This window comes from Marinomonas sp. TI.3.20, assembly GCF_038155025.1.
Taxonomy (GTDB): Bacteria; Pseudomonadota; Gammaproteobacteria; order Pseudomonadales; family Marinomonadaceae; genus Marinomonas; species Marinomonas flavescens.
This window is the reverse complement of the sequence record NZ_JBAKAS010000002.1, coordinates 16377-40462: the sequence shown is the minus strand read 5'-3', so window position 1 is coordinate 40462 and position 24086 is coordinate 16377. Positions and strand designations below refer to the sequence as shown.

Here is a 24086-nt window from a genome sequence, read left to right as displayed (position 1 = left end):
GGTAATATGAATCGTGGACGTAATGCAAGCAAGCAGCGTCCTCTAATCAACGAAAACATTCGAGCCACCGAAGTGCGTTTAATTGCAGCTGATGGTGAACAAGTTGGCGTTGTCTCGCTTGAAGAGGCACTTAAAGCGGCTCAAGAAGTAACCCTTGACCTAGTGCAAATTGCCGATTCAGACCCCATTGTTTGTAAAATCATGGACTACGGCAAGCATATTTTTGAGGCGAAGAAAGCGAAAGCGGCTCAAAAGAAAAATGCTAAGCAGATTCAAGTTAAAGAAATGAAATTCCGTCCAGGGACGGAGGAAGGGGATTATCAGGTAAAACTCCGCAACCTGATACGTTTCCTTGAAGGCGGGGATAAGGCCAAAGTATCACTACGATACCGCGGTCGTGAAATGGCCCATCAGGAGCTTGGCATGCATCTTATGAATCGAGTCGCTTTAGACTTAGAGGATTATGGTGTAGTGGAGCAAGCTGCGAAAATGGAAGGTCGCCAATTGACTATGGTGCTAGGCCCCAAAAAGAAGAAGTAGTTTGAATAACATCTGTTATTAAAAATTACACTAACATTAACGAATGCGAGAGTGGTTTTATCATGTCCAAAATTAAGTCACACAGTGGCGCAGCTAAGCGCTTTAAACGTACCGCGAATGGTTTTAAGCATAAGCAGTCTCATACTAGTCATATTTTGACTAAAAAATCGACTAAGCGTAAGCGTCATCTTCGTGCAATGAAGAGTATCGCTCAAAGCGATAAAGCTTTGATTGTACGTATGTTGCCATACATCTAGGTCGATATTTTTTAGTTCATTAATTCATTAGTATAAGGTTTATATTATGCCTCGCGTAAAACGTGGTGTTCAGGCTCGTCGCCGTCACAAAAAGATTTTAAAGCAAGCTAAAGGTTACTACGGTGCACGTAGCCGTGTATTTCGTGTAGCTAAACAAGCAGTTATCAAAGCTGGTCAATATGCATACCGTGACCGTCGTCAACGGAAGCGTCAATTCCGCGCATTGTGGATTGCTCGTATTAACGCCGCTGCACGTATCAATGGTTTGTCTTACAGCCGTTTCATTGCTGGCTTGAAAAAAGCAGCAATCGAAATCGACCGTAAAGTATTGGCTGATCTAGCTGTGTACGAGAAAGAAGTTTTTGCTGCAATCGTTGAAAAAGCGAAAGCTAGCTTGGCTTAATTTCTGACGTAGCCTTAGGGTGATTTGATCTTGCAAGATCCTGTCTTAATAGAAAGAATGACCCAATGCAGTCTTTAATAGGGGAAGAGCTAACGCTCTTCCCCTATTTTATTTTTTGGAGTATGTAAATGGAGAATCTAAAACAGATTCTTGCTGATGCGTTAAACGCAGTGGCAGCGTCTGAGACTGAGTCCGCCTTGGATGATGTACGTGTGCATTACCTAGGAAAGAAAGGGGCTTTGACCGCTTTGTTGAAACAGTTAGGTAATGTTTCTGCAGAAGATAGACCGAAATTTGGGCAGTTGGTAAATGAAGCCAAAGGCCAAGTTCAGGAAAAAATTACTGAGCGTAAGGGTAAGCTTGCTAAGGCGGCACTGGATGCAAAATTAGCAACCGAAACCATTGATATTTCATTGTCAGGGAAAGGCCAAGAGATTGGTGGTCTTCACCCAGTAACACGCACAATGGAACGCATTGAAAACTTTTTCCGTGGGATTGGCTTTGATGTGGCTGCAGGGCCAGAAATCGAAGATGATTACCACAACTTTGAAGCGTTAAATATTCCTGCGCACCACCCAGCGCGAGCGATGCAGGATACTTTCTATTTTAATCCGACAACGGTATTGAGAACACATACCTCTCCAGTGCAAGTGCGCACTATGGAGACCTCTCAGCCGCCAATTCGTATTATCTGTCCTGGTCGTGTTTATCGTTGCGATTCTGATCAGACGCACACGCCGATGTTTCACCAGGTAGAAGGGTTGTTGATTGATGAAAATATCTCTTTCGCTGACTTGAAGGGTATTTTGCAGCAGTTTTTGAATGTCTTCTTTGAAGATGATCTTAAGGTGCGCTTCCGTCCTAGCTATTTCCCCTTCACTGAACCTTCTATTGAAGTGGATATCATGCGTACCAACAGCAAAGGCGAAGAGTCTTGGTTGGAAGTATTAGGTTGTGGCATGGTTCACCCTAAAGTGCTTGAGATGTCGGGTATCGATTCAGAAAAATACACAGGGTTTGCATTTGGCATGGGCGTAGAGCGCTTTGCTATGTTGCGCTACAAAGTAGATGACCTTCGTATGTTTTTCGAGAACGATTTACGTTTCCTTAAGCAGTTTAAGTAACCAATCGACCTAGGATGTTTTTATGAAAATTAGTGAGAATTGGCTAAGAGAATGGGTCAATCCAAGCATCAATAGTGATGATTTGGTTGCTCAGATTACTTTAGCTGGCCTTGAAGTGGATGAGGTTTTACCTGTAGCGGCTGAATTTTCCGGCGTTGTTGTTGGTGAGATCATCAGTGCTGAGCCACATCCCAATGCAGACAAGCTGCAAGTGTGTCAGGTGTCTGATGGCGCTGAGCAGTTCCAAGTTGTGTGTGGTGCGCCAAATGCGCGTGCTGGCATCAAGATTCCGTTTGCCAAAATTGGCGCGGTGTTGGGTGCGGATTTTAAAATCAAAAAAGCCAAACTACGTCAAGTTGAGTCTTTTGGTATGTTGTGTTCTGCCTCAGAGTTGGGTGTGAGCGATGACAATGATGGCATCATGGAATTGCCGTCTGAAGCTCAAGCGGGTGACGATTTTCGTGCTTTCTTGGGGTTAGATGATCACATTATTGATGTGGATCTAACGCCAAATCGTAGTGATTGCTTGAGTTTGGCGGGCTTGGCTCGTGAAGTGGGCGTATTGAACAAAGTTAATGTTACGCCTGTTTCTGTCGTTGCGGCAAATGTGGCGATTGATGATGTTTTCTCTGTTCGAGTTGACGCATCAGAGGCGTGCCCTCGCTATTTAGGTCGTGTTATTCGTGGTGTAAATGTTACCGCGAAGACGCCGTTATGGATGAGCGAGAAGCTGCGTCGTAGTGGTATTCGCTCAATCGATCCTATTGTCGACATTACTAACTATGTGATGCTTGAGTTAGGTCAGCCGATGCACGCATTCGACTTGGCGCATTTATCCCAGTCTGTTGTTGTACGCATGGCGAAAGAGAATGAAAAAATTGTCTTGCTTGATGGTCAGGAAATCTCGTTGCGCGAAGACACTTTAGTAATCGCGGATGAAAAAGCGCCATTGGCCATTGCTGGAGTGATGGGGGGTGAAGGGTCAGGTGTTAATACGGCTACGCAAGACATTTTCCTTGAAAGTGCTTTCTTTACGCCGCTTGCATTAGCAGGTAAAGCGCGCTCCTACGGTTTGCATACGGATTCTTCCCATCGCTTTGAGCGTGGTGTTGATGCAACCTTGCAGGAAAAAGCCATTGAGCGAGCAACGGCCTTGGTGCTTGAGATCGCTGGCGGACAAGTAGGTCCTATCGTTCGTGAGGAGGCGCCTGCTTCTTTACCTGAAGCGGCTGTGGTGACATTGCGTCGTAAGAAGCTAGATCAATACTTAGCAATTTCAATCGACAAAGACCTAGTGACGGATATTTTAACGCGCCTTGGTCTTGAAATGCTTGAGGTGACGGATGAGGCTTGGGTGACGAAAGCACCATCTCATCGTTTTGATATCGCGATTGAAGCGGATTTGATCGAAGAAGTGGCGCGTATTTACGGCTACGATAATCTGCCTTCTTCTATGCCTCAAGCGGCGGTGAACTTTACACCTCAATCAGAAAGCAAAACACCGATTCAGGCTTTGCGTTCAGTGTTGGTTGCGCAAGGGTACCAAGAAGCGATTACGTACAGTTTTATTGATCCTGTGCTTAGTAAGCAATTTTTACCAGACATCGAGCCAGTGCCACTAGCGAACCCAATTTCTGCCGATATGGGTGTGATGCGTCCGAGTTTGATTCCAGGCTTGGTGAAAGCGTACTTGCATAACCAGAATCGCCAACAGTCTCGAGTGCGTTTGTTTGAAACGGGTCGTCGTTTTATTGGCACGGTTGATGCGCTGGATGAATTGGATCAACAGCAACAGATTTCAGGTTTAATTGCGGGCAGTCGTGATTCTGAGGCTTGGTATCACAACAGTGATAAGGTCGATTTTTATGACCTTAAAGCTCATGTAGATGCTTTGTTTGACTTGAATGATGGTCGTCAGCCTACGTATGAGCGTTCTCAGTGTGAGTTCTTACATCCTGGTCGTTCTGCTGATGTGTTCGTTGATGGTGAGTTTGTTGGTATCTTGGGTGAGTTACATCCGCAACTATCAAAAACATTAGGGGCGAATCAGCCTTTGTATGTATTTGATATTGCGTTGGCGGCTGTGATTGATGCGAAATTGCCAGAATATAAGGCGATCTCAAAGTTCCCTGAAGTGCGTCGTGATTTGGCTTTATTGGTCGATCGTTCTGTGCCGGTTGCTGATCTTGAAAAAGTTATTTCTGAAACCGCAGGGGAAGCTTTTAAAGGTGTGCTTGTATTTGACATCTATCAAGGCCAAGGCATTGATGAGACGAAAAAAAGTGTCGCTTTGGGCTTGACGTGGCAGCATCCTTCCCACACTCTTAGTGATGAAGAAGTAAACAATTCTGTGGAAACAATTGTTGCGGCATTAGCTGAGAAGTTAGGGGCCGTTGTAAGGGGGTAATCTTATGGCATCGTTGACAAAAGCGGATTTAGCCGAAAATTTAGTAGATTCTGTTGGTCTTACTAAAAAGGATGCAAAAGATCTTGTAGAAGGTTTTTTTGATGTGATCCGAGAGACTCTTGTTGAGAGACAGCAAGTGAAGTTATCAGGTTTTGGTAACTTTGAAGTTCGCGAGAAGAGTCAACGGCCAGGTCGTAACCCTAAAACGGGTGAAGAGATCCCAATTACTGCTCGAACTGTTGTTACCTTTCGGCCTGGGCAGAAGCTTAAGTCAAAGGTAGAGAGTTATATGCAAGAATAGCTTGCAGTGAATCCAGAAAAGCCATCCTGTAATAGGATGGCTTTTTTCATATATTGTTATATGTTGTACGTGATGCTGTAGGCGCCTAAAGAAACGATTGTTTGTTGGTTATGGGAGGGCGGCGAGTAGGGTTGCTTTGACGAAGTCAGAAATTTATGTAGATCAATAGGTAAGCGATATTCCCTTACTCATAAATAGATCCGATTAAATTAAAAAAAACTTTATAAAACTCTTCCCTTTTCAATTCGTTATAGTAATATACGCCCCCGCTGACAGCGACAGTGTTGCTGTTTGCATCGGGGCGTAGCGCAGCCTGGTAGCGCACTAGCATGGGGTGCTAGTGGTCGCAGGTTCAAATCCTGCCGTCCCGACCAAAAATTTGAGAAATGCCGCTATAGCTCAGTTGGTAGAGCATCTGACTTGTAATCAGAGGGTCCCGAGTTCGACTCTTGGTGGCGGCACCATATTTTGGTCGAAGTTCTTTTCTTCTTTTAGAAGGAATGAATAAAAAATAGATTTTGCTTTTATTAAAGCCGCTATAGCTCAGTTGGTAGAGCATCTGACTTGTAATCAGAGGGTCCCGAGTTCGACTCTTGGTGGCGGCACCATCTTCTAATAGAAGATGAGTTTAAAAGTAAACTGCGTCATTGAATTGCCGCTATAGCTCAGTTGGTAGAGCATCTGACTTGTAATCAGAGGGTCCCGAGTTCGACTCTTGGTGGCGGCACCACTTCTCTTAATTGAGTCGTATAGAAAATTGATTCAGCGTTAAGCCGCTATAGCTCAGTTGGTAGAGCATCTGACTTGTAATCAGAGGGTCCCGAGTTCGACTCTTGGTGGCGGCACCATTTAGCTTGAATTGTTATTTTCTCATCTACAAAAGATGTAAAACTATTGTTGGGTGTGTAGCTCACTTGGGAGATTCGTTTCCTAGCAAGGCGCGAGATACCGGGAGTTCAAACTCCACATCTAATAAGATGTAAAATTATGACGGGTGTGTAGCTCAGTTGGGAGATTCGTTTCCTAGCAAGGCGCGAGATACCGGGAGTTCAAACTCCACATCTAATAAGATGTAAAATTATGACGGGTGTGTAGCTCAGTTGGGAGAGCGTCGCCCTTACAAGGCGAATGTCGGGAGTTCGAACCTCTCCACACCCACCACTTACTAAACAGTGGGCTTATTGGAAGATAAGCGAGAGTTTTAGATTGTGTTGGAGTGGTAGTTCAGTTGGTTAGAATACCTGCCTGTCACGCAGGGGGTCGCGGGTTCGAGTCCCGTCCATTCCGCCAATTACTTATTTAAGCAATAAGTTATTGGTTAGTAGGGTTTAGCTTAATGCGGGTGTGTAGCTCAGTTGGGAGAGCGTCGCCCTTACAAGGCGAATGTCGGGAGTTCGAACCTCTCCACACCCACCATCGCATCGATGTAAAAGATGAGTCTGCTGGGACTTAAAACACACAGTGTTGGAGTGGTAGTTCAGTTGGTTAGAATACCTGCCTGTCACGCAGGGGGTCGCGGGTTCGAGTCCCGTCCATTCCGCCAATTACTTATTTAAGCAATAAGTTATTGGTTAGTAGAGTTTAGCTTAATGCGGGTGTGTAGCTCAGTTGGGAGAGCGTCGCCCTTACAAGGCGAATGTCGGGAGTTCGAACCTCTCCACACCCACCATCTGATTTTCTTCAGTTAATCCTTTCTAACTATTTGATTATAAGGATTTTTCTTCTTCATGATGCAGAAAATTATTTGTGACCAATCTGTGACCATATTTTTTTGAAATATATTGTGTGACCTCAGTGTGACCGATCTGTGACATAAATGATAATCCCTAATTTTTGTTGCTTTATTTCAAAAGCATTTCTTGTGTGTTTTTGAGGTTCGCCCTAATAAGCCACAAATCCCCTAGCTTTCTCTTCTCGAGTACCTTATTTCACCTCATTGACTCTTTTTGTCTCTCAGCTATTGTGTAATATTTATTGCTTTGTGTGTTCGCCTGGTTTTGTGTGAGTAGATTTCTATTTAAAGCTGTGTGACCTAGGCTTTTTCTTAGTCGGTGCTTGGAGAGGCGCTGAGGGTGGTCTGTACACGGGTTTGTTTACGATGTTTTTGCTTGTATCAACGAGGGCTATTTCGTTTTAAGGTGACATCTAATTGACAATCAAAGCGGTCTCTAGGATAGAATTTACCTTAAATGGGTAATGAGTTTTAAAGATGGATTCTATCATTCGATATATCAGCATACTGGAGCTAATGCCGATTGAGCCTAAGCCTGGTATTTCAACAAAAGACATACTTAAAAAGTTAGAAGAAAAAGGCTTTTCGGTATCTCTTCGTAATTTACAACGTGATCTTGTCGCCTTAGCAAAACATTATCCAATCATCTGTAACGATAAAGTCCGCCCGCATAGGTGGTGTTTTGCTTCAGATTATCAGGGAAGTTTTGCGACAATGGATGCTTCTTCAGCGGTGAGTACCATTCTCGTAAACGAATACCTGCTTGGTATAATGCCAGTGCCGCTTTTATCTCAGCTATCTCCCCAATTAAACCGAGCGAAAAGCTTTATTCAATCTCATTCGGACAGCACGTATGTAAACTGGTTGGAAAAAGTGAAAATAGTTCCAGAAGGTAAAATGCTTGTTCCTGCATCCATTGATCCAAAAATCTGGGCTACTGTGTGTGAAGCAATCATGTCAAATAAAGCATTAGATGTTGTATACACCAGTCATGCTAAAGACAATATTCAATCATTTATTCTTCATCCTTATGGGTTAATGATCCGAAAAAGCGCCACCTACGTGCTGGGGTCTTACAACGATTATAATGATGTTAGGCAGTATGCTCTGCATCGTTTCATAAGCTTGAAGTTATCCTCCTCAGACCTCCGCCCCAATCTAAGTTTCTCACTTCAGCGATATATAGACGCTGGCGAGTCAGGTGTTAAGTACTCTGATGAGTCAATCCATCTAGTGGCGCTTATTAATAGGGGATTAGCGAAAAGGCTTGAGGAAACAAAATTAAGTGATACTCAGGCCATTCTGGAGACTGAGTCTGAGAAGTGGTTTCTCTTGCGAGCCGTTATTCCTGATGATAGGGATACACGTTCTTGGTTGCTTGGTCAGGGGGCTAGTATAATTGTGCGTGAGCCAATTTCTCTAAGAGAAGAGTTGCTTAAAGAGGTGGCTTCTATCGAAGAATTATCTGAAAGTTTGAGAGGGTTAAAGCATATCTGAGGTATGTTTTATTATGTAATTTTTGTAACTTTATGTTAATAGGCGTCGTAATTTGACGGCATGGTTTTGATTGTTTATTAATTGTGTGTAAATTCTAAGCAAGATTAATTAGTTGCTGCAGGAATGTAGTAGATAGTGCTTGGAGGCTTAATGATACAAACCGTATGCAGAATTAACGTAAAACTTAAAGATGTCACATTTGATAAAAAACTAAATGCGATTGTATTTAGTAATATCAGTAAGAGTGGGAATAAATCAGTAGACTTGATTGGTAACCTTGTCACTTTACTTGCAAAAGTTGCTAATGGTAAAGGCTCTCCAATAGAAGGTCGTAAGAAGGATGCTGGCTTTAAACTTGATGCGAGAAAGTTTTCAGTCGCCGCGCTTGAGGAGCATATTCAGATAAATTATGACTTTTCAGGTAGCTCTTCTGACCTCATTCATTCTGTAAAAGAAATTGTCTGTGATGTGTTGAATCTACATTTCAAGGGCATGACGGAGTCAATTAAACAGCTTAACGAGGTTGATCAACCTGCATCAGATTCCTACGAAGTGTCAGGCTTTCCAAAAGTTCAGGATGCGTTCGAGGCTATTAAAATTCTTGATGAAATCGCTGATCACCAAGGAGTTAAAGGCTTTGATATTCAAGTAGAAGGGTATGAAGAGCCTCATCAAATTGAAATTCTTAGTCCACCTGAAAAGCCGGATTTTAGGCCTGACGCTAAAGAAATCTCATTACTAGAGTATGAAATAAATAAGGTTGAACCGATGCTGCAATACCCTTGCCTGACGTAGAGCCTAATGAGCTCGCGTTCGCAATTGTTCTTGACGATCGAAGTTGGCAGTACTTTTTACACAAAAATAGGCGGTAGCTCAGTTATTGCGCTGGTATGTATCTGTCACTCATAGTTAAGAAAGGTGGTTTTATAAAATATGCATTTGAAGCGATGCTTTTATTGTATTTTTCTGTAAGTATTCATCAAGCGTATCGGTCTTTTATTTATTCAATATTGGTAATGCCATTTTTTATCCAGAAGAACAAAAAGATGCAGATGTTCTGGTTATCACCGTTAACAATAAATCAACAACACTTTACAATACCAAGGAAGATACATGACAGGGTCATCAGAAACTCACCTAATAAATCAACAAGCAATTAACCAACAAGAGAGCTTGTTTGCGCTTTATCAGGAAATGGAATGGTTGAAGTTGGTTATTAATCAGGTGATTTGTAGCTACCTAAAACAAGACGGGCACGAGAGCCATTGGTGGGAGATACCTCAGCCGCCCATAGAAGCGGGCTCTAGCCTGTATGCGGATTTACTGATTGACTGGGAGCTTAATGTATTTGAGCGCTTGGCATTGGCGCTTGCCATGGCACCCTCTCTTAAACCGGATACCCTTGATTTTTTCTTTGGCTTAAATGGCTTGATTGACCGACCATTTACCGAATTTGGTGGCGTATCGGATAAAGCGTTCAGTGGCTTTCTGCCAACGGGTCAAACTCTGAACTTTCTTATTAGTGTTAACAACCCTGAATGGCGAGAACACTGCATGGCCATCTTGTCGCACAAAAACCGCTTAATGACGGAACAAGTGATCGAGTTGAAACCAGTGGATTCAGGCCTGCCAACTTGGGCGGGAGTGTATCAAATGAGTGACCATTGGCTGAATTATTTGGTCACGGGAGAGCATTTACGTCCTGAGCTAAGCACCAATTTTCCGGCCCATCCGTTAGACACACCGATGATTTGGGATGACCTAGTGTTGGATTACAGTGTGATGAGTAAACTCGATGACATACGCGCTTGGTTATCCCATGGTAAAACCTTAATGCAAGATTGGCAGCTTGATAAAAAAGTCAAAGCGGGTTATCGAGCGGTATTTTTTGGTCCTCCGGGCACAGGAAAAACACTCACTGCAGCCTTGTTGGGCAAGTCGACAGGCAGAGAAGTGTATCGAGTGGATTTGTCCATGGTGGTGTCCAAATACATAGGGGAAACCGAGAAAAACCTTTCTCGTGTATTCGATGCGGCAAGTTATAAAGACTGGATTTTGTTTTTTGACGAAGGGGACGCCCTGTTTGGCAAACGCAGCGAAGGCAGCTCTTCCAATGACCGCCATGCCAACCAACTAACTGGATACTTGCTGCAAAAAATTGAAGATTTCCCTGGCACCGTCATTATCGCCACCAACTTGAAAAGTAATATGGACGACGCCTTTACCCGTCGCTTCCAGAGCATGGTGCAATTCACCATGCCAGGTGTCGAAGAGCGTCTACAGCTTTGGCAAAACGCCTTTCGTGGTGTTTGTGACCTTGCAGACGACGTGGATTTACCTCAAATAGCCAAGGATTACGAAGTAGCCGGTGGACATGTGATTAACATCTTGCGGCAATGTGCTCTGAACGCGGTACGCCGTAATGAGCGTATCGTCTATAAAGCCGACTTAATACAAAGCATTCGGCAAGAGTTTCAGAAAGGAAATAAAATTATTGTGTGAAATTCAATGGAAAAAAGGTAGATTGTCTATAAAATGATCAGAAAGGCCTTTGCGTGACGTCGTGAGCAAAGGCTATAAGATACATTCACAACTCATAGGAAATGGGCGTATGTATTCAGAACGCAAAGAAAAATCCACTCGGCTGTTACAGGCACCTGTGCAACGCAACGCCAGTCATACAGGTAAAACACTGGAAGATAACCGAGAACATATCCCTGTTCAGCGCCAGCCTAATCGTACAGGCTTGCCAGATAATCTTAAAAGCGGCATGGAAAACCTCAGTGGTATGAGCCTTGACCATGTCAATGTCCATTACAACTCCCCCAAACCTGCTGCGGTACAAGCCCATGCCTATGCCCAAGGCAGCGACATTCACCTTGCTTCCGGTCAAGAAAAACACCTGCCCCATGAACTAGGCCACGTTGTTCAACAAGCCCAAGGGCGTGTTCAACCCACTACCTCCGTGGGCGGCATGGCGGTGAACGATAGTCAATCGCTGGAGAGTGAAGCAACCTCATTAGGCAACAAGGCATTGCAAATGAAGCCAACACAGAGCTACGGCGACTGAGTCTCTATATAAAGGTATTGTGGGGATTCGATCTCCCTTGGATGAAATTGATGTAAAGAGTGGTTCTTTAAAAGACGTGAAGGGTGTTAAAAGACCAGTATTGATAAAGAGATAGTCTAAATAAAGTCCACTATGGAGCTTACGAGCATGTTATCGGTAATTGCTCCTGCATTACTCTAATAAGCTACATTCCTGTAGCGATAGGCAACTGAAGAAAGCCTATAACAAGTGACTATGGTGTCAATTCCTAATGTTAAACCATTTTAGGATCCCACATGACACCATCTCTCACCATCGAATTTATGATCACTACAAGCTTTCTGATACAGGCAATGATCGCTACTTTTTTAGGTTTTCCAGCGGCTACCATTCGATGATAAATTTCTTTAAATTTCGGATTACATTGAATGGCTGACATCATGGCCATGTACATGGCGGTTCTAATTTTAGGTCTTCCACCACGTATCATTCGTTTGCCTTGATAAGCGCCACTCTCTCGATTAAATGGGGCGACACCTACTAAAGGTGCTGCTTCTTTATTGTTTACATAACCAAGCTCAGGCATGTCACTGAGTAGGTTAAATGCGACAACATTTCCGACACCAGGCACACTTTGAATAATGTCATTTTTGGCTTTGTATTCGTCACATTCTTCAATCAGTTTTTGTAGTTTTGAATCTACTTTTTCTATCTGATTCTTCAATGCCGTCAAGACAGGTTTTATAAATGAAGAGATTGTTTTGGGCATTATCTGAGAACGGTTCTTCTCCATCGTTTGCATATCCATTAGCTGCCTTCTTCTAGACAGTAAATCACTCATGAGGCGCATTTGCTCAGGCTTTAAAGTCGATAATGAGGGCTTTATCGCTTCACCAAAGTGAGCAATGAGGTGAGCATCAAGTTTGTCTGTTTTTGCTTTTTGACCGATGGCACCAGCGAAGCGCTTAATGTTCACAGGGTTGGCGATAACAAAAGGAATACTTGCTTCAGCACAGGCCATAATAAAAGGCTGTTCAAGTCGTCCAGTCGCTTCAATAATGACGCGAGTGATGGGGTATTTCTTTAATGTTTTCATGGCTTCTTTAATGCCACTTTCATTGTTTGTTACGGTGAAGTAAATGTCTAAAGGTCTGATGTAAATGTCGAGTTGGGTTTTACCTGTATCGACACCGACGTTAATTTCGTTTTGATTATTTGTGTTATCCATAATAAGCTGACTCTGCCTTGCTATTCGGGCTCGAGGCCCAGTTGACTATCCGAGTTTAATGCTTGGAGTTTATACAGCGTTCGTACTTGTTAACGGTCTCTCAATAGAGGAGCCTTCGCTTAATCGAACTACTGTATAAAAGGCTTTGGTTGCAGCCAAAGCTTGGGCCTCACATTACCCGAACCTGGTTTAAATAATAATTACTTTGTGAAATTATTATCCATACAAGCGCTAAAGAAAAATTAAAAGGTTTGAGATATGTATGAACAAGTAGAGAAATCGAAAGAGAATAAAAATAGGGCGGTTACCAATTCTGTTGTTCAGAAGAAAAATAATGGGAAGCAAGGTTTTGGGTTCGTGGATAATCGGTCTGAATATGTTTCGCAACTTGCATCTAGTATTTCTTATAACACTACAGAATATGATTTAGAGAATGGTAAAAAAGAAATAGTAGGTAAAAAAATGGATGCTCACCTCGAACAAAGTGATGCGATAAAAGGCTCATCACCTGGCGATGGTGTACAAGCTGGTTTAATGGGCTCACTGAAAACAGCTCACTATAATCGGATGATTCGAGGTCATTTGCTAAATGGACAGTTCGGTGGATTGGGAATAGCAATGAATCTGTATCCAATCACAGCGAAAGCAAATTCCTTACATAAAAACCATGTTGAAAATCCGATTAAGAAACATATTAAAGAAGGAAAAGACGTAGACTATTCAGTAGAAGTAGTCAATGCAGCGAATAAAATTTCGAGCCCTAATGCAGAATTCAAATGTGTTGCTATAGATGCGAATAATCAACAAACGTTGGTCGATGAAGTCGTTTCTTCAATTCCAAGTAAAGCAACTAACAGCGCGCTAAATGGACCAGGTATAGTTGAGGGAGGCATAGCAAATAACAGTCCAAGTATTTCGTTTCCTTCAAAGAATATGAAGGCAGGTTGGGGGGAGGTTAGTAGCGGATTTAGTATAAATAATACAGAACACAAAAATACGGCTGAAAAAATAACCTTAGTCAAGGTTGATGGTAAAAATCAGAATATAAATAATTTATCGGGTGATTTAATTGAAGGACGTTCTTTTATTAAGGGGCAGATTGACCGGAGAGAATATGCCTCAGAATTGACGGAGTCCTATATAGATGAATTCGGAAAGAAGAAACTTTATTTTGACTTTGACCCAACCAACGGGTACTTACCTAGTGACCTAGAAAATGTTATAGCAACGATGCCTAACGATAAAGTGGAAATAATTATTAATAGATTGGAAGGTCTTCTAGAAAAAATATGATTTTGCAAAATGAAAAGGAGGTATGAAGTAGACATTAAGTCAAACATAAAGAGGTAGATCTTGTCCATTCCACATCAAACTAAAGCCCATAACAAAACCTAAAAGCCATTGAAAACGTCTTTTAGCCCAATTGTTATATGCGATGAAAGAAAGCCTATAACATTGAATGAAGCTAATTTAAAAAGGTTTGAGATATGTATAAACAAGTAGAGAAAACAAAAGAAAATAAAAGTAGGGCGGTTGCTAATTTAATTACTCAGAAGAAAAGGAATGTGAAGCAATGTTTTGGATTTATGGATAATCGGCCTGAAGCTATAGCGCAAAGAAAATTTCAGTCAATAACAAACAGTCATTCTGGCTATAAATATATTCAGAAAAAGCCATGTGATCCTGTAGCTCAACTTAAACTTCCCCAATACGGAGAACCAGATACAAAGGAATATTACGAACCAATAAATAAATCTAAATCAGTCGCGTATTCTGGAGGTAGACCAGCCAACTTCAGTACACTATTTAAGTTGAAAATGGTTCAAAATGAATGGGGGGGATCATATAATCAGAGTACAGATATGTGGCATGTAGTTACCAGTGGTGAATCACAAGTAGTACTTCCCACAAATGCAATTCAAATCGATCATGTTGAGCCATGGGTAAACATTGAGGCAGATTTAAAGAAGGACCCCTCAACTATTGTAAACTCTTCAAATTTGTCGAAATTTCAAAATGATGGATTAATAACTCCAGATCATAAAAACTATTCGGTATATGCTGCAAGAAAATATTACCATGATGTAGGAAATCTAAAGCCAATGGCTGGTTCAGAGAATGCCTCAAAAGGTAAAGGTGGAAGTGGCTCTGGAATCAGTGTTGAAGAGGCGTGGGCGAACCGAGTTGCTCGAAGTGCTGGGGTTCATCATCAAATGATACAAGGAGCCCTAAAAACTCTCAGTGAATGGGGGGATGCTCAGTCGGTTACCGATGTGTTTGGGAAAATTGATGAAGTTGATCATTCTCTAATGGAGGCTGAAGATTACTTTCAGTCTTATTAATTTATGTTTTTAGGCTTGAATGAATATAAAAATTATATCTGTCCATAATATATAATGCATTGGAAGCCCATAACAAAACCTAAAAGCCATTAAAACGTCTTTTAGTCCAATTGTTACATTTAGTATGGTGCATCGACGCCGTAATTTGTTACGTGCATCCATCCTATCATCCGCAATAAGAATTCAGGTAATGACGAGGACTGGCTTTTAAACGTTTAAGCCGAATAAAACATCAAGCAGCCGCAAGGCACGATAACCCCTAAATATATGTAACTGTAATGACGGTTATCCAACGCCATTACGGTTTATCCCCTTCTTTATTAGCCCAACGAACTGTGAATAATATCAAGCCAATCACTAGCATAAAGAGCAGCAGTATTGGGCCTTGGTAGTCTTTAAAATACGGATCAGCAATAAAGACTAGCATTAATCCAACAGTGGCGGCAGCGCTGAGTGCAACAAATGGCGGTTTGCTGAGGTAGGGTCGTAGCGGATAGTACAAAATGCTAGTCATTAGTATGGTGAAGATAACAACGAAGGTGGCGAACACTATCAACCTCATTTCCCAGCGATTCGGACATACCCAATTAAATACCTTATTGATCGCTGATATGGCAGTATCTAACGATTGTGGGAAAGAGGACGTAGTGGGGAAGAAAGTCTGATTGATGAGATTTTGGCTCATGGTATTCAGTGGCAGCGGCCAATAGGCGGCGCCCAAGAAAGACCAACGGGATAATCGGACAAGTTGAGTTAGTTCTTGTTGCTTGTTGCGATTGTCTTCTGTTACTAACATTGGGGTTATGCGTTTAAAGAGTTGTTCAGCCCCTAACTGGTCCGTTTGATGACTGAGCCAGTGTTGCAGTTCCTGAATTTGTTTTAGTTCATTTTGAGGTTCACCGCTCTCGTGAGGGGTGCTTGGGCGCATGATCATTACGTTGGTGAGCTGCGCTAACGTTTTGAGATTATCGAATTGGTAAAAGCCATAATTAGTGCGATCGATAACGTCTTTTACTGGAATAATAATATTAAGATAATATCTGTCATTGGGTTGTGCCGTAATCACTTTGGCATTAGCCCGTTTACTATTGGCTTGGGTGAGTAGGGCTTTTTTTAAGTTACGTACAAACTCCAAAAACTGCTGCTGGCTTTGTGGTGTTTTAAGGTTGGATAAATTGATGTCCAGTGTGATGCCGTCTCCCATTGTGGGGATGGGGGTGAAACCAAAGGAGATGATGGGCTCCATTCTGTTGATAAAGTATTGATCGAGAGGTTGGGCAATGGCGTCGACGAGTTGTTGAATTAATTGCTCGTTATACTGCTCGGTGAGTCGTCTCTCCGTGGGCTTTTGGGCCGTGACGACGAGATCTACATTGCTACGGTACCTATGGGCCATTTGGATAAATTGGCTGTTTTCGGGTTGTGGTTTCCAGTTTGGTGGTAGGATAAGTTTGCTGCCATTTTGGTCTGGTGTGATGACGGCACCAACAAAGCCTATTCGATCAAGTTGACTGAAATTGATGGTTTGGCCTGTTTTCGGGTGATCCCAATAGGGATAAAAACCATAGAAGGTTCCAGAGCTAAAAATAGACGATACACTGTCTTCGCAACCGCAGTTGGTTGGGGCATGCCAAATGATTGGATTATTTTGTTCTGTCGGCATATCTAATTTTTTTGCGAGGCTAACAATGCTTTTTACGTCAGAGAAAGTGGTAGGAATCCCTGCGAGTTTTACCGCCATATAAAACATATAAAGACTGTGGAAAACCTCACCCTGTAGTGGCTTGAATTTATTTAAGATCTCTTCCGAAAAGTTGGATACTTTTCCTTTACTTAATACATCTTCTAAGGCCTTTGTATTAATTACCCAGACAATTTCTGGATCGTTGGTTTGTGTTGTGCTTTTTGTGCTGGTTTGTATTGCTTGCGAATGGGTTGGTTGTTTCTCATCGGTTGTATTTTTTGTTGTATCCGTAATCTGAGTGGAACTGGTGCTCTGTGTTTCGCTAGTTGATGCTTTGTCCGACTTGATAGTGATGGATTGAATCAATTGCTCTACATCTAGTGATGAATCTTGGGAAAGAGGCGGCTGTGACAAAATATCGCTAAGTGTGTTGAGAAGTTGGCTGCGTTGTTCGAACTGTTTAAGAGTAAGCGCCTGTAACTTGTCCCGCAAGATGCGATCTTGTTGCATTTTTGCAAATTCTTTTGCGTTAAGCTGATAGTAGCTTGAGCTGCTTACCGATGTGGTTGAAGTACTTTTTATTGGGTTATTCTGTTGGTTTGTTGGGGTTCCCTCCGTCCCAGTAGCAAACACTTGACCTGTGGATGTGCATAACACAGCCGCCAATAGTATAAGCGCCATAAAGGATGGTGAGTATTTTCTCATCATTTTTATGGGTAAGGAAATGAACAGTTTTATCATGATGAAGGTCCTTTAGCGCCAAGTGACAAACAAGGGTTTGTTCATCCATGGGTATTTAATTGTTTGAAAACTCCACGGCAGTTGATCGAGCAACATATCGAATGTGCCGGGAAAAACCTCTAACTGCCATTGTTTGTCTTGCGAAATTAGCTGACCACCGCGCTGTATAAAAGTGGATTGTAGGCCTTCAATGGAGGTTGAACCAATGGCTTTCCAGTGGTTAATGAGGGCATTGAGCAGTCCTTCAATAAGGGGGGCTGCGCCGTCTGGTAATCGGGCTGTGTTGGGAACTGGGTCATGAATGGCAATCCCACATAAGACTTTATTGAGCATGAGCTGATACTCGGGCGCTTCTTGGCTGCTATCTGCCATCCATTGCAAACAAAACAATGCTTGATGACGAGCTTCAAGGCTAAAAAATTGCTGACCATCTGTGAGTTTGAGTCGTTGGAACAGCATGGGGATATAGGTTGCAGCCAGTACCAGGCCTGCGTTATGAATTGGAATAGGGTCTGATGCTTCCGTTTTTTCGGCATTGGGATCTTGCCAAGGGGTTGCGTTGCTTGCGCGAGTTTTCGATTCTTTTGGTGGCGTTTGCTCTATGGCTTCATACAATTGACGAATGTCTTTTCGTTCAATATTAAGTGGCTTTGGCGCACTCGGTTTTATCGATGGCGTATCGTGCTCAGACAATTGGATTGCGCTTATTAGACCATCTTTTGCTGGCAGCGCTTTTGTTTTTGTTAGCATTTGTGAAAGTTGGCTGACCAGTGAGGTGCTTGAGTCTGCATTCAGTTTGGCTTTAATCTCAGGTTTTTCAGTTAGATCGCTGAGTATTTGCTGCAATAATACGCTGCTTATTCCTTGCCTACCTTGAAGTAGTAAGCGGTGGTAGATCACCTGCCAAAAGAGTGGTTCTTGCACGCTCTCATTTTTTAACCAGTCTTTTAAGGCTTGATGAATCGCCATTAAGTCACCAATGATGTGTGAGTAATGAATCGCTATAAGCTGGAAGTGACTGGCCTCGTTAAGTTCATTAATCCAACGTAACAGGTTTTGTGGTGATTGCAGTTGATGAGTCAGTTGCGACCAGAGTAAAGAGGGATGTTGTTGAATTAAGTGCGTGATCGTTGTCGCTTCTGGTTGTACGTCATTGCCTTTTAACCATTCTACTAATAGATCCATTTGCTCGGCAGGGTCAGTTAACCCCGCCAGCCAAGCTTGTTCTTGTGCCTTTGCTATGTGTGCGGGGGCCGTTTTGATGATGTCGCGTAGCTCATTGAACACTTGTGCCGATGTTTTGCTTGGTTGCTGTCTTTTGATTTCGTCGAATAAGAGATTCAGCCAATCGCCCATGGTTCTTGGTGCTTGTTGGCTCAGTAGCATTTGATAAAACCAGTGTGCGTTTATCCTTAGCTTGTTGAATAGGTGGCTGAGTCCAGCGAGCAAGGGTTCTAGTGATGGCCATAAATGCGGCGCTAGCGTTTTAATTAACCCTTGTTGTGCCTCGCTTGTCCATTGCTGAATGGCCCAGCGTTGAGGCAATGATGGTGCGCTTAGGTATGTCTGTAATTGTGTGTTTTGTTCTTTGGTTAATAGTATTGCTTCCTTGTCTTGCTGTAGCTGGCTGAGCAACTCGGGTTCTGTTAGCGCTGTTGTTTGGCGGAATAGTTGCTGTAAATCATTGCGCCAAGCGTGTTGGCCATCACTGTTTTCTAATAGCGCATGAATGAATTGATGGTGATTCAGGTTATGTCGTGCGGCAAGTTTGCTGGTGAGTGATGCAAGATAGCTGCGACGGTTAAATTGGCTGCCACGTTCGACCAATAAATAAGTGAAGGTCAATTCCCACAAACTGTTCCGTAGATGTGTTGGTTGAATGGCTGTCGTTTGTTTTGAGCCAGACTGTATTGGTTGAGAGGTTAACACTTGGCTGATGAGTTGATGACTGGTCATCACCTTCTCTATCGTTGCGGTGGCGGATGTATCAATTAATTCCACTAAGGTGAGGAGAATAGCGTCATCAAAGTTGGCTACCCAGCGTTGACGAATGGTGTTTGCTTGACCCAGCTCGCTGATGAATGATTGCAGCCACTGAGGTACTTGTTGTTGCCACGAAGTCGAGTTTGGCTGCTGTAGTATTTGCATCAGCGTATGTGTCGCCTCACTATGGTTGTTTGTGAGTATGGAGACTATTTTTTGATTTTGCTCAGGGCCAAAAATAACCGGATTATATGGTGATGAACGGGTGTAAACCGTGTCTGATTCTTGCTTTAATGTATTGAGCAGTGTGTGTTGTGGGTAGGGGCTTAAAGCCAAGATCATGGCTTGAATTAATTGCTCTTGTCCTAGGTTGCGTCTTGCCGCCATTTGACGCGTTAGAGAGAGTAGATAGCGATGACGATTAAACTTATTAGAGGATTCCACTAATAAGAAACTGAGTGTGAATTGCCAGAGGCTGATGCGAAGCGTGGCATCATTAATGTTTTTCGTTGGTTGGGAGGATTCAAGGTCTGCTGAAAAGAGTGCTTTTTCTTGCATGACAGAGCGAACGGCTTCGAGTGCTTTGGGTTCAATGACATGAGTCATGTCTAGTAGTATTGGGTCAGAATAGTGTTCCGCCCAGTGTTGGCGTACGGCAGCTAGTTGCCCAACCCATAATAAAAGGGATCTGAAGGCGATTTTGTCCTTGGGCCAATCATGTTTAAGGTTAGCTTCACTGCCTTTTTGCAAGATGATCAGTAAGTCATTGAATGCGTCGGTCAGCACTGGCGCGGTTTTGTTTTTTGTCTTGTCTGAGGCTGGTGCCAATAGCTGATGCCAAGCTTGTTTAATTTGCTGTGTATCGGTTAACTCATCAATGGGATTTTGCCCTAATTGATTGAGGATTTTCACTATGATGGGCCGTGGCAGCCGCTGCCAAAGTCGATCTTTTAGTTCAGGTGTAGAGGCAAAAAAAGTTAATATACCTTTGAAGGATTTAGGCTGGCGCATTAGCTGATCTATGTAAGGCGCTATCTCTGCGTCTATCTCGCCATAGAGTAAGGCGCGCATGAGACGATGGATGTCTTCTGCTCTTGTTAGATCTATATTGAACGGAGTTTTTAGTACGGGTTTTGTACTGGTTAATGTTTGGGCTATGGTGGCTAACAGTGACGCCATTTGTCGTTTCAGTGTGCTATCAAGGCTATAAAACGCGAGTGACGTTTGCAGTGTGTTAATCAATTGGGCTTGTGTTTGATTGTGTGCCGCTGCCATTTGCGTAATAAGTGCCATGAGGTATTGCTGTTTATTAAATCGGCTGCCCCGTTCGATTAGCAGGTAATGCAAGGTAAATAACCAAAGTTGCTGATTTATGGTTGTTTCTGATACGGCGGGTAACGGTTCAGCAGAGTGGGAATCGTTTGCCGCCTTTATTGTCGAGGTTGAAGAGTCTATTGCGGTTGCAGAGGCTGTTGCCTGCCAAAGTTGCGGCGTGTTTAATAATGCATAAAGAAATGGATACTCAGTCGGCTCTATGCATTTGAGTAAGGCAAAGCGTTGCGTATCATTGAGTGAATGCATCAGTGTAGACGGCAATTTTCCGTTCTGTGCTTGGGTATGTAGGGCAGCAAGCAGTGGCTGTCGGTAGTCTTGTATTAATAAATACCATAGCTCATCTAACTCGGTGAGCTGGTGGTGGCTTAAGGCATCTTGAATACGTTGTTGCCAGTATTTAGCGAGCCAAGCTTTTAATTTTGAGTGATGTCGTTTGGGGCTATTTAACAATTGTATAACGACATTTTGACAAAATATGGGGGACAGGATATCCAGTAGCTTTGTCAGTTGCTCAGCAGACAGTTGACCAACTAAACGTGTTAACAGCGGTTCAGGGCGAGACGATTGCCTGAGCGTTTGATTCAGTCTATCGGGATCATCCAAGAGTGTTTCTATCATGCCGGTTTGTTTGATTGCTTGCTTGCTATCAAATGCCCAAGGAAGTTGCCCTGTTTGAAGAAATTGCAGTGCTTGATGCCAAGAATAATCCTCATTGCTATAGCGTGTTACGCTAGCACTAACCTTCTCTGCTGGGCTTTTAGATGAGGGTTGTGGCGATAGCTTCTTAGTATTTTTTGGCTCGGAATGAATGTGTTGATTTAATTGTTCGCAAACCTGTTTCTCAATGGCATTCAGTAGGTCGCTAAATAGGCTGTTTGTTTCTAGGTTGCCAAGATCAAGAGAAAGATGATCAATGGTTATGACTTCATTGGGCGGACAATAGCGATTAAAGATCTGTTCGATATGCGGTAGTAGTTCATTCATAACCCAGTTATGTGCATTTTGCTCAAAACTTTCGGCTTCAAGAGGCGAGTTAAAATTGAGTTTTAGTTCAGCGTTTTGGATTTTATGGCCCTTTGTCATAGTATCAACTCTTCATCCTTGTTGCTGGGCTGCTGTATAAAAGCATAGAGTTTTGCCGCCAATTGATCACATTCTTTTTGCTCACTTTGATCTCCAGAGCTCGACATAGAGTCATTTAGATTGAGCACTTTGGCTTTTTGCTCCCGCCATGCAAAATAGAGTGATTCAAATTCACAGAAGTCATGAAAAGAAAGCCAATGAATATTAACGAGCAAATGAGCCGGGCTATTGTTGCGGATTAGCGCTTCGGCCTGCTGGCGAAAATGCGCGTTATGATGACGCGTGGTAAACCCTGGCAAAATGATGCTAATTTGGTGGGCATAAGGCGTGATATCGACCAATGTTTGCCTGGGACGAAGGGTAATATGTTCCACAATGTGTAGGCTTTCGCTCTCGTGATTTAGCTGAGTGAGCCACTGCTGCAAGTGGTGACAGAAGTTGAGTAGCTTGTCTTTATTCGTATGGCGTCCAATGTAGAGCCATCGTTTGTCTTCATCTTCAGACTGCTTACCAGGAAAATTGAAAAAAAGCTGATATTCCTCTTTGCGTGTGTGGTGTAACACTTGAAAACAGTGGTGATCGATACCCAATAAGAACAAAGACTCGGGAATGGTTTGGCCTTTGAAGGCGATAATGGATGAGCGCATATGACGAATTTGTCGATCGCTTAGAGCAATGTCGTCAGGACGCTCACTAAGGGGTTCGAGTAGCAAGCGTATTGGTTTACGAATTTTAAATAGTGTTTTTTGACCTATCGAGCTACGGGCAAAATGTTCATCGCTGACCACATTGAGTAAATGTCGGGTGAGGGTGCGGCTGTAGTTTGTTTTATCTGTTTTTTGTATTCCTAATAGCAAAGAAATTCTTTTTTCGTACCCGCTTTGATGATTGGCTTGGAACAAGTTAGGACCAAGACCACGCTCGTTCGTTACTGTGATAATGTCTTGCAGAAACGCTTGTTTGTTTTTTAGTAGTTGCCAATTAAGCGCATTAACCGACAGGTACGGATTAAATTGTCGATGAAAATCGTTTGGGTAGCGTTCACCATAAAGCGCCAGCAAGTAATCAAAGAGGCGTCCTTTGCGCTCGTGGAAGTCGTCAAATTGTGTTTGTAATTCTCTTAGTTGCTGGGCTGCTTGTGCTGGGTAGTGTTGGTCAATATCGTAAAACTGCTCATGACCTAATGCCTGTATTTGATAACTGTAAGGCGAGTCTAGTGAGAGAGAGAAAAGTTCACGAATCCCATCTAAATCGCGACAAAAGTTTGCCATGAGTTGATCAAATAAAAGTAAATAGCTACGTAATTGATGACGTTCTGCTTGTTGCTGGGGTTTATAGTGGTTTGGTCGCCCTGGTGCGAGATGGTAATTACGTGGAAACAATGTCTGAATCGATTCGTATTGTGCAAGATTGTAAGATTTTCCTGAAGGAAGCGAATGGCTTGCTGAGGAATCTGATGTGAGTTGAATGCGTCTGCGTTGTTGACTTAAATGAAAGTTTAGAGCTATTTCGCCGACATCAAGCGTCACTGGATGATTCTGCTGGAACAAGTTTAATTTAATGTCTGACTCCTGTTCAGGGAGCATAAGCTTCGCGTATTCAGGAAGTATTTCTAGTCGTTCATTGGTATCTAAGGCATCCACTCTTTGGAGGTATAAGTCGTGAATATGCTGTATAGCGGTATTGGCGAGCAGGTGTTCTTTGAGTTCAGTCAAAGAAGGTTTTGAATTATGTTGTCGAATCCATTGGTTGCTTTGGTCATAAATACTTGCTGTCAGTTTATTGGTATCGTCTACATCATCTGTAATATCAATAACCGCATGAAGAGATAGGCTTGTTTCGCCGATTATTCTAACCTGATCTAAATCTTCTCCGAGACCTCGAACACTGTGGTAGGCGTGAGCAATGGCATGAATGGTTTGTTGAATGTGTTGTGAAGAATCATCACGGCTTTGCTGAAATGCCACCGGAAGTAAGCCATCAATTTGATAAAGTCCACAATGTGGAGATTGTTCATTTAATCCTACCCAAACTTGATCTAAGTCGGAAATAGCCGATAGCAACCACGACTGATAGTCGCTGGGTTGTTGTGGTGGGGCTTGAAGAATGTCATCTGGGTGGGCCAGACCTTGCTTACGGAAATCAATTTGGCCGTTCGCCTCAGTGAGGTAATCACTGACATCAAAGTCACTGCGATAAATGAGGTCGGTGAGTGCATAGCACAGCTGTTCTAAAATCGTGACACCCGGATCATGGGTATTATAGTCTGTCCAGACCTTGCCACTAAGCTGCTGAATATAGGTTAGCCCCAACTGAAACAGTTGTTCAAAGCTATCTTGGTTCTCTTGATGATCGCGTTTTGAAATCGTGCTTGCCATGA

16 protein-coding genes and 10 tRNA genes are annotated in these 24086 nt (G+C 42.8%); 22 read left to right on the top strand and 4 right to left on the bottom strand.

Annotated elements, in window-relative coordinates; translation table 11 throughout:
• The first annotated feature begins 6 nt into the window (after positions 1–6).
• The 20 genes from infC (at position 7) to V6259_RS02620 (ending at position 11331) form a co-directional block, all read left to right on the top strand.
• Complete coding sequence (gene infC, locus V6259_RS02715; protein WP_341583219.1) at positions 7–540, top strand: translation initiation factor IF-3; 534 nt, start codon at positions 7–9, stop codon at positions 538–540.
• Positions 541–602: 62 nt separating this feature from the next.
• Complete coding sequence (gene rpmI, locus V6259_RS02710) at positions 603–797, top strand: 50S ribosomal protein L35 (protein WP_036162540.1); 195 nt, start codon at positions 603–605, stop codon at positions 795–797.
• A 46-nt stretch (positions 798–843) separates the two neighbouring features.
• Complete coding sequence (rplT, locus tag V6259_RS02705) at positions 844–1200, top strand: 50S ribosomal protein L20 (RefSeq protein WP_115898707.1); 357 nt, start codon at positions 844–846, stop codon at positions 1198–1200.
• A 128-nt stretch (positions 1201–1328) separates the two neighbouring features.
• Positions 1329–2324 (top strand): phenylalanine--tRNA ligase subunit alpha, encoded by a 996-nt coding sequence (pheS, locus tag V6259_RS02700; protein WP_133011219.1) that lies wholly within the window; start codon positions 1329–1331, stop codon positions 2322–2324.
• Positions 2325–2346: 22 nt separating this feature from the next.
• Positions 2347–4731, top strand: coding sequence for a phenylalanine--tRNA ligase subunit beta (gene pheT, locus V6259_RS02695; RefSeq protein ID WP_341583218.1), 2385 nt, complete (start codon positions 2347–2349; stop codon positions 4729–4731).
• Between the two features lie 4 nt (positions 4732–4735).
• Positions 4736–5032, top strand: a complete 297-nt coding sequence (locus V6259_RS02690; protein ID WP_133011221.1) for an integration host factor subunit alpha — start codon at positions 4736–4738, stop codon at positions 5030–5032.
• Positions 5033–5329: 297 nt separating this feature from the next.
• Positions 5330–5406: transfer RNA gene (locus V6259_RS02685), tRNA-Pro, on the top strand.
• A gap of 14 nt (positions 5407–5420) precedes the next feature.
• Positions 5421–5496 (top strand) — tRNA-Thr (locus tag V6259_RS02680).
• A 68-nt stretch (positions 5497–5564) separates the two neighbouring features.
• Positions 5565–5640 (top strand) — tRNA-Thr (locus V6259_RS02675).
• A 46-nt stretch (positions 5641–5686) separates the two neighbouring features.
• Positions 5687–5762: transfer RNA gene (locus V6259_RS02670), tRNA-Thr, on the top strand.
• Positions 5763–5804: 42 nt separating this feature from the next.
• A tRNA-Thr gene (locus tag V6259_RS02665) sits at positions 5805–5880 on the top strand.
• A 237-nt stretch (positions 5881–6117) separates the two neighbouring features.
• A tRNA-Val gene (locus V6259_RS02660) sits at positions 6118–6193 on the top strand.
• 52 nt (positions 6194–6245) lie between these two features.
• Positions 6246–6322, top strand: a tRNA-Asp gene (locus tag V6259_RS02655).
• A 50-nt stretch (positions 6323–6372) separates the two neighbouring features.
• Positions 6373–6448: transfer RNA gene (locus V6259_RS02650), tRNA-Val, on the top strand.
• A gap of 50 nt (positions 6449–6498) precedes the next feature.
• Positions 6499–6575 (top strand) — tRNA-Asp (locus V6259_RS02645).
• A gap of 50 nt (positions 6576–6625) precedes the next feature.
• Positions 6626–6701, top strand: a tRNA-Val gene (locus tag V6259_RS02640).
• Positions 6702–7241: 540 nt separating this feature from the next.
• A complete protein-coding gene (locus V6259_RS02635; protein WP_341583217.1) occupies positions 7242–8261 on the top strand; it encodes a helix-turn-helix transcriptional regulator in 1020 nt (339 codons plus the stop codon).
• A 150-nt stretch (positions 8262–8411) separates the two neighbouring features.
• The gene (locus V6259_RS02630; protein WP_341583216.1) at positions 8412–9056 is read left to right on the top strand and encodes a hypothetical protein; all 645 of its coding nucleotides are present in this window, start codon (positions 8412–8414) and stop codon (positions 9054–9056) included.
• A gap of 318 nt (positions 9057–9374) precedes the next feature.
• Entirely contained in the window at positions 9375–10763 is a 1389-nt protein-coding gene (locus tag V6259_RS02625) for an ATP-binding protein (RefSeq protein ID WP_341583215.1), read from the top strand.
• A gap of 109 nt (positions 10764–10872) precedes the next feature.
• A complete protein-coding gene (locus V6259_RS02620) occupies positions 10873–11331 on the top strand; it encodes an eCIS core domain-containing protein (RefSeq protein ID WP_341583214.1) in 459 nt (152 codons plus the stop codon).
• A 253-nt stretch (positions 11332–11584) separates the two neighbouring features.
• Here V6259_RS02620 and V6259_RS02615 read toward each other — a convergent pair whose 3' ends face one another.
• Positions 11585–12538, bottom strand: a complete 954-nt coding sequence (locus V6259_RS02615; protein ID WP_341583213.1) for an IS110 family transposase — start codon at positions 12536–12538, stop codon at positions 11585–11587.
• 258 nt (positions 12539–12796) lie between these two features.
• Between V6259_RS02615 and V6259_RS02610 the strand changes: the two genes are divergently transcribed.
• Both V6259_RS02610 and V6259_RS02605 read left to right on the top strand, forming a co-directional pair.
• Positions 12797–13831, top strand: a complete 1035-nt coding sequence (locus V6259_RS02610; RefSeq protein WP_341583212.1) for a DNA/RNA non-specific endonuclease — start codon at positions 12797–12799, stop codon at positions 13829–13831.
• 194 nt (positions 13832–14025) lie between these two features.
• Positions 14026–14880 (top strand): hypothetical protein, encoded by an 855-nt coding sequence (locus tag V6259_RS02605; protein ID WP_341583211.1) that lies wholly within the window; start codon positions 14026–14028, stop codon positions 14878–14880.
• A 298-nt stretch (positions 14881–15178) separates the two neighbouring features.
• On the opposite strand, the gene V6259_RS02600 is transcribed toward V6259_RS02605, so the two are convergent.
• The 3 genes from V6259_RS02600 to V6259_RS02590 are packed head-to-tail and all read right to left on the bottom strand — an operon-like array spanning position 15179 to position 24084.
• The gene (locus V6259_RS02600) at positions 15179–17305 is read right to left on the bottom strand and encodes a hypothetical protein (protein ID WP_341583210.1); all 2127 of its coding nucleotides are present in this window, start codon (positions 17303–17305) and stop codon (positions 15179–15181) included.
• Positions 17306–17317: 12 nt separating this feature from the next.
• Complete coding sequence (locus V6259_RS02595; protein ID WP_341583209.1) at positions 17318–21706, bottom strand: contractile injection system tape measure protein; 4389 nt, start codon at positions 21704–21706, stop codon at positions 17318–17320.
• Positions 21703–24084 (bottom strand): hypothetical protein, encoded by a 2382-nt coding sequence (locus V6259_RS02590; RefSeq protein WP_341583208.1) that lies wholly within the window; start codon positions 24082–24084, stop codon positions 21703–21705. The genes V6259_RS02595 and V6259_RS02590 overlap by 4 nt, the downstream gene beginning before the upstream one ends.
• Positions 24085–24086 lie beyond the last annotated feature (2 nt).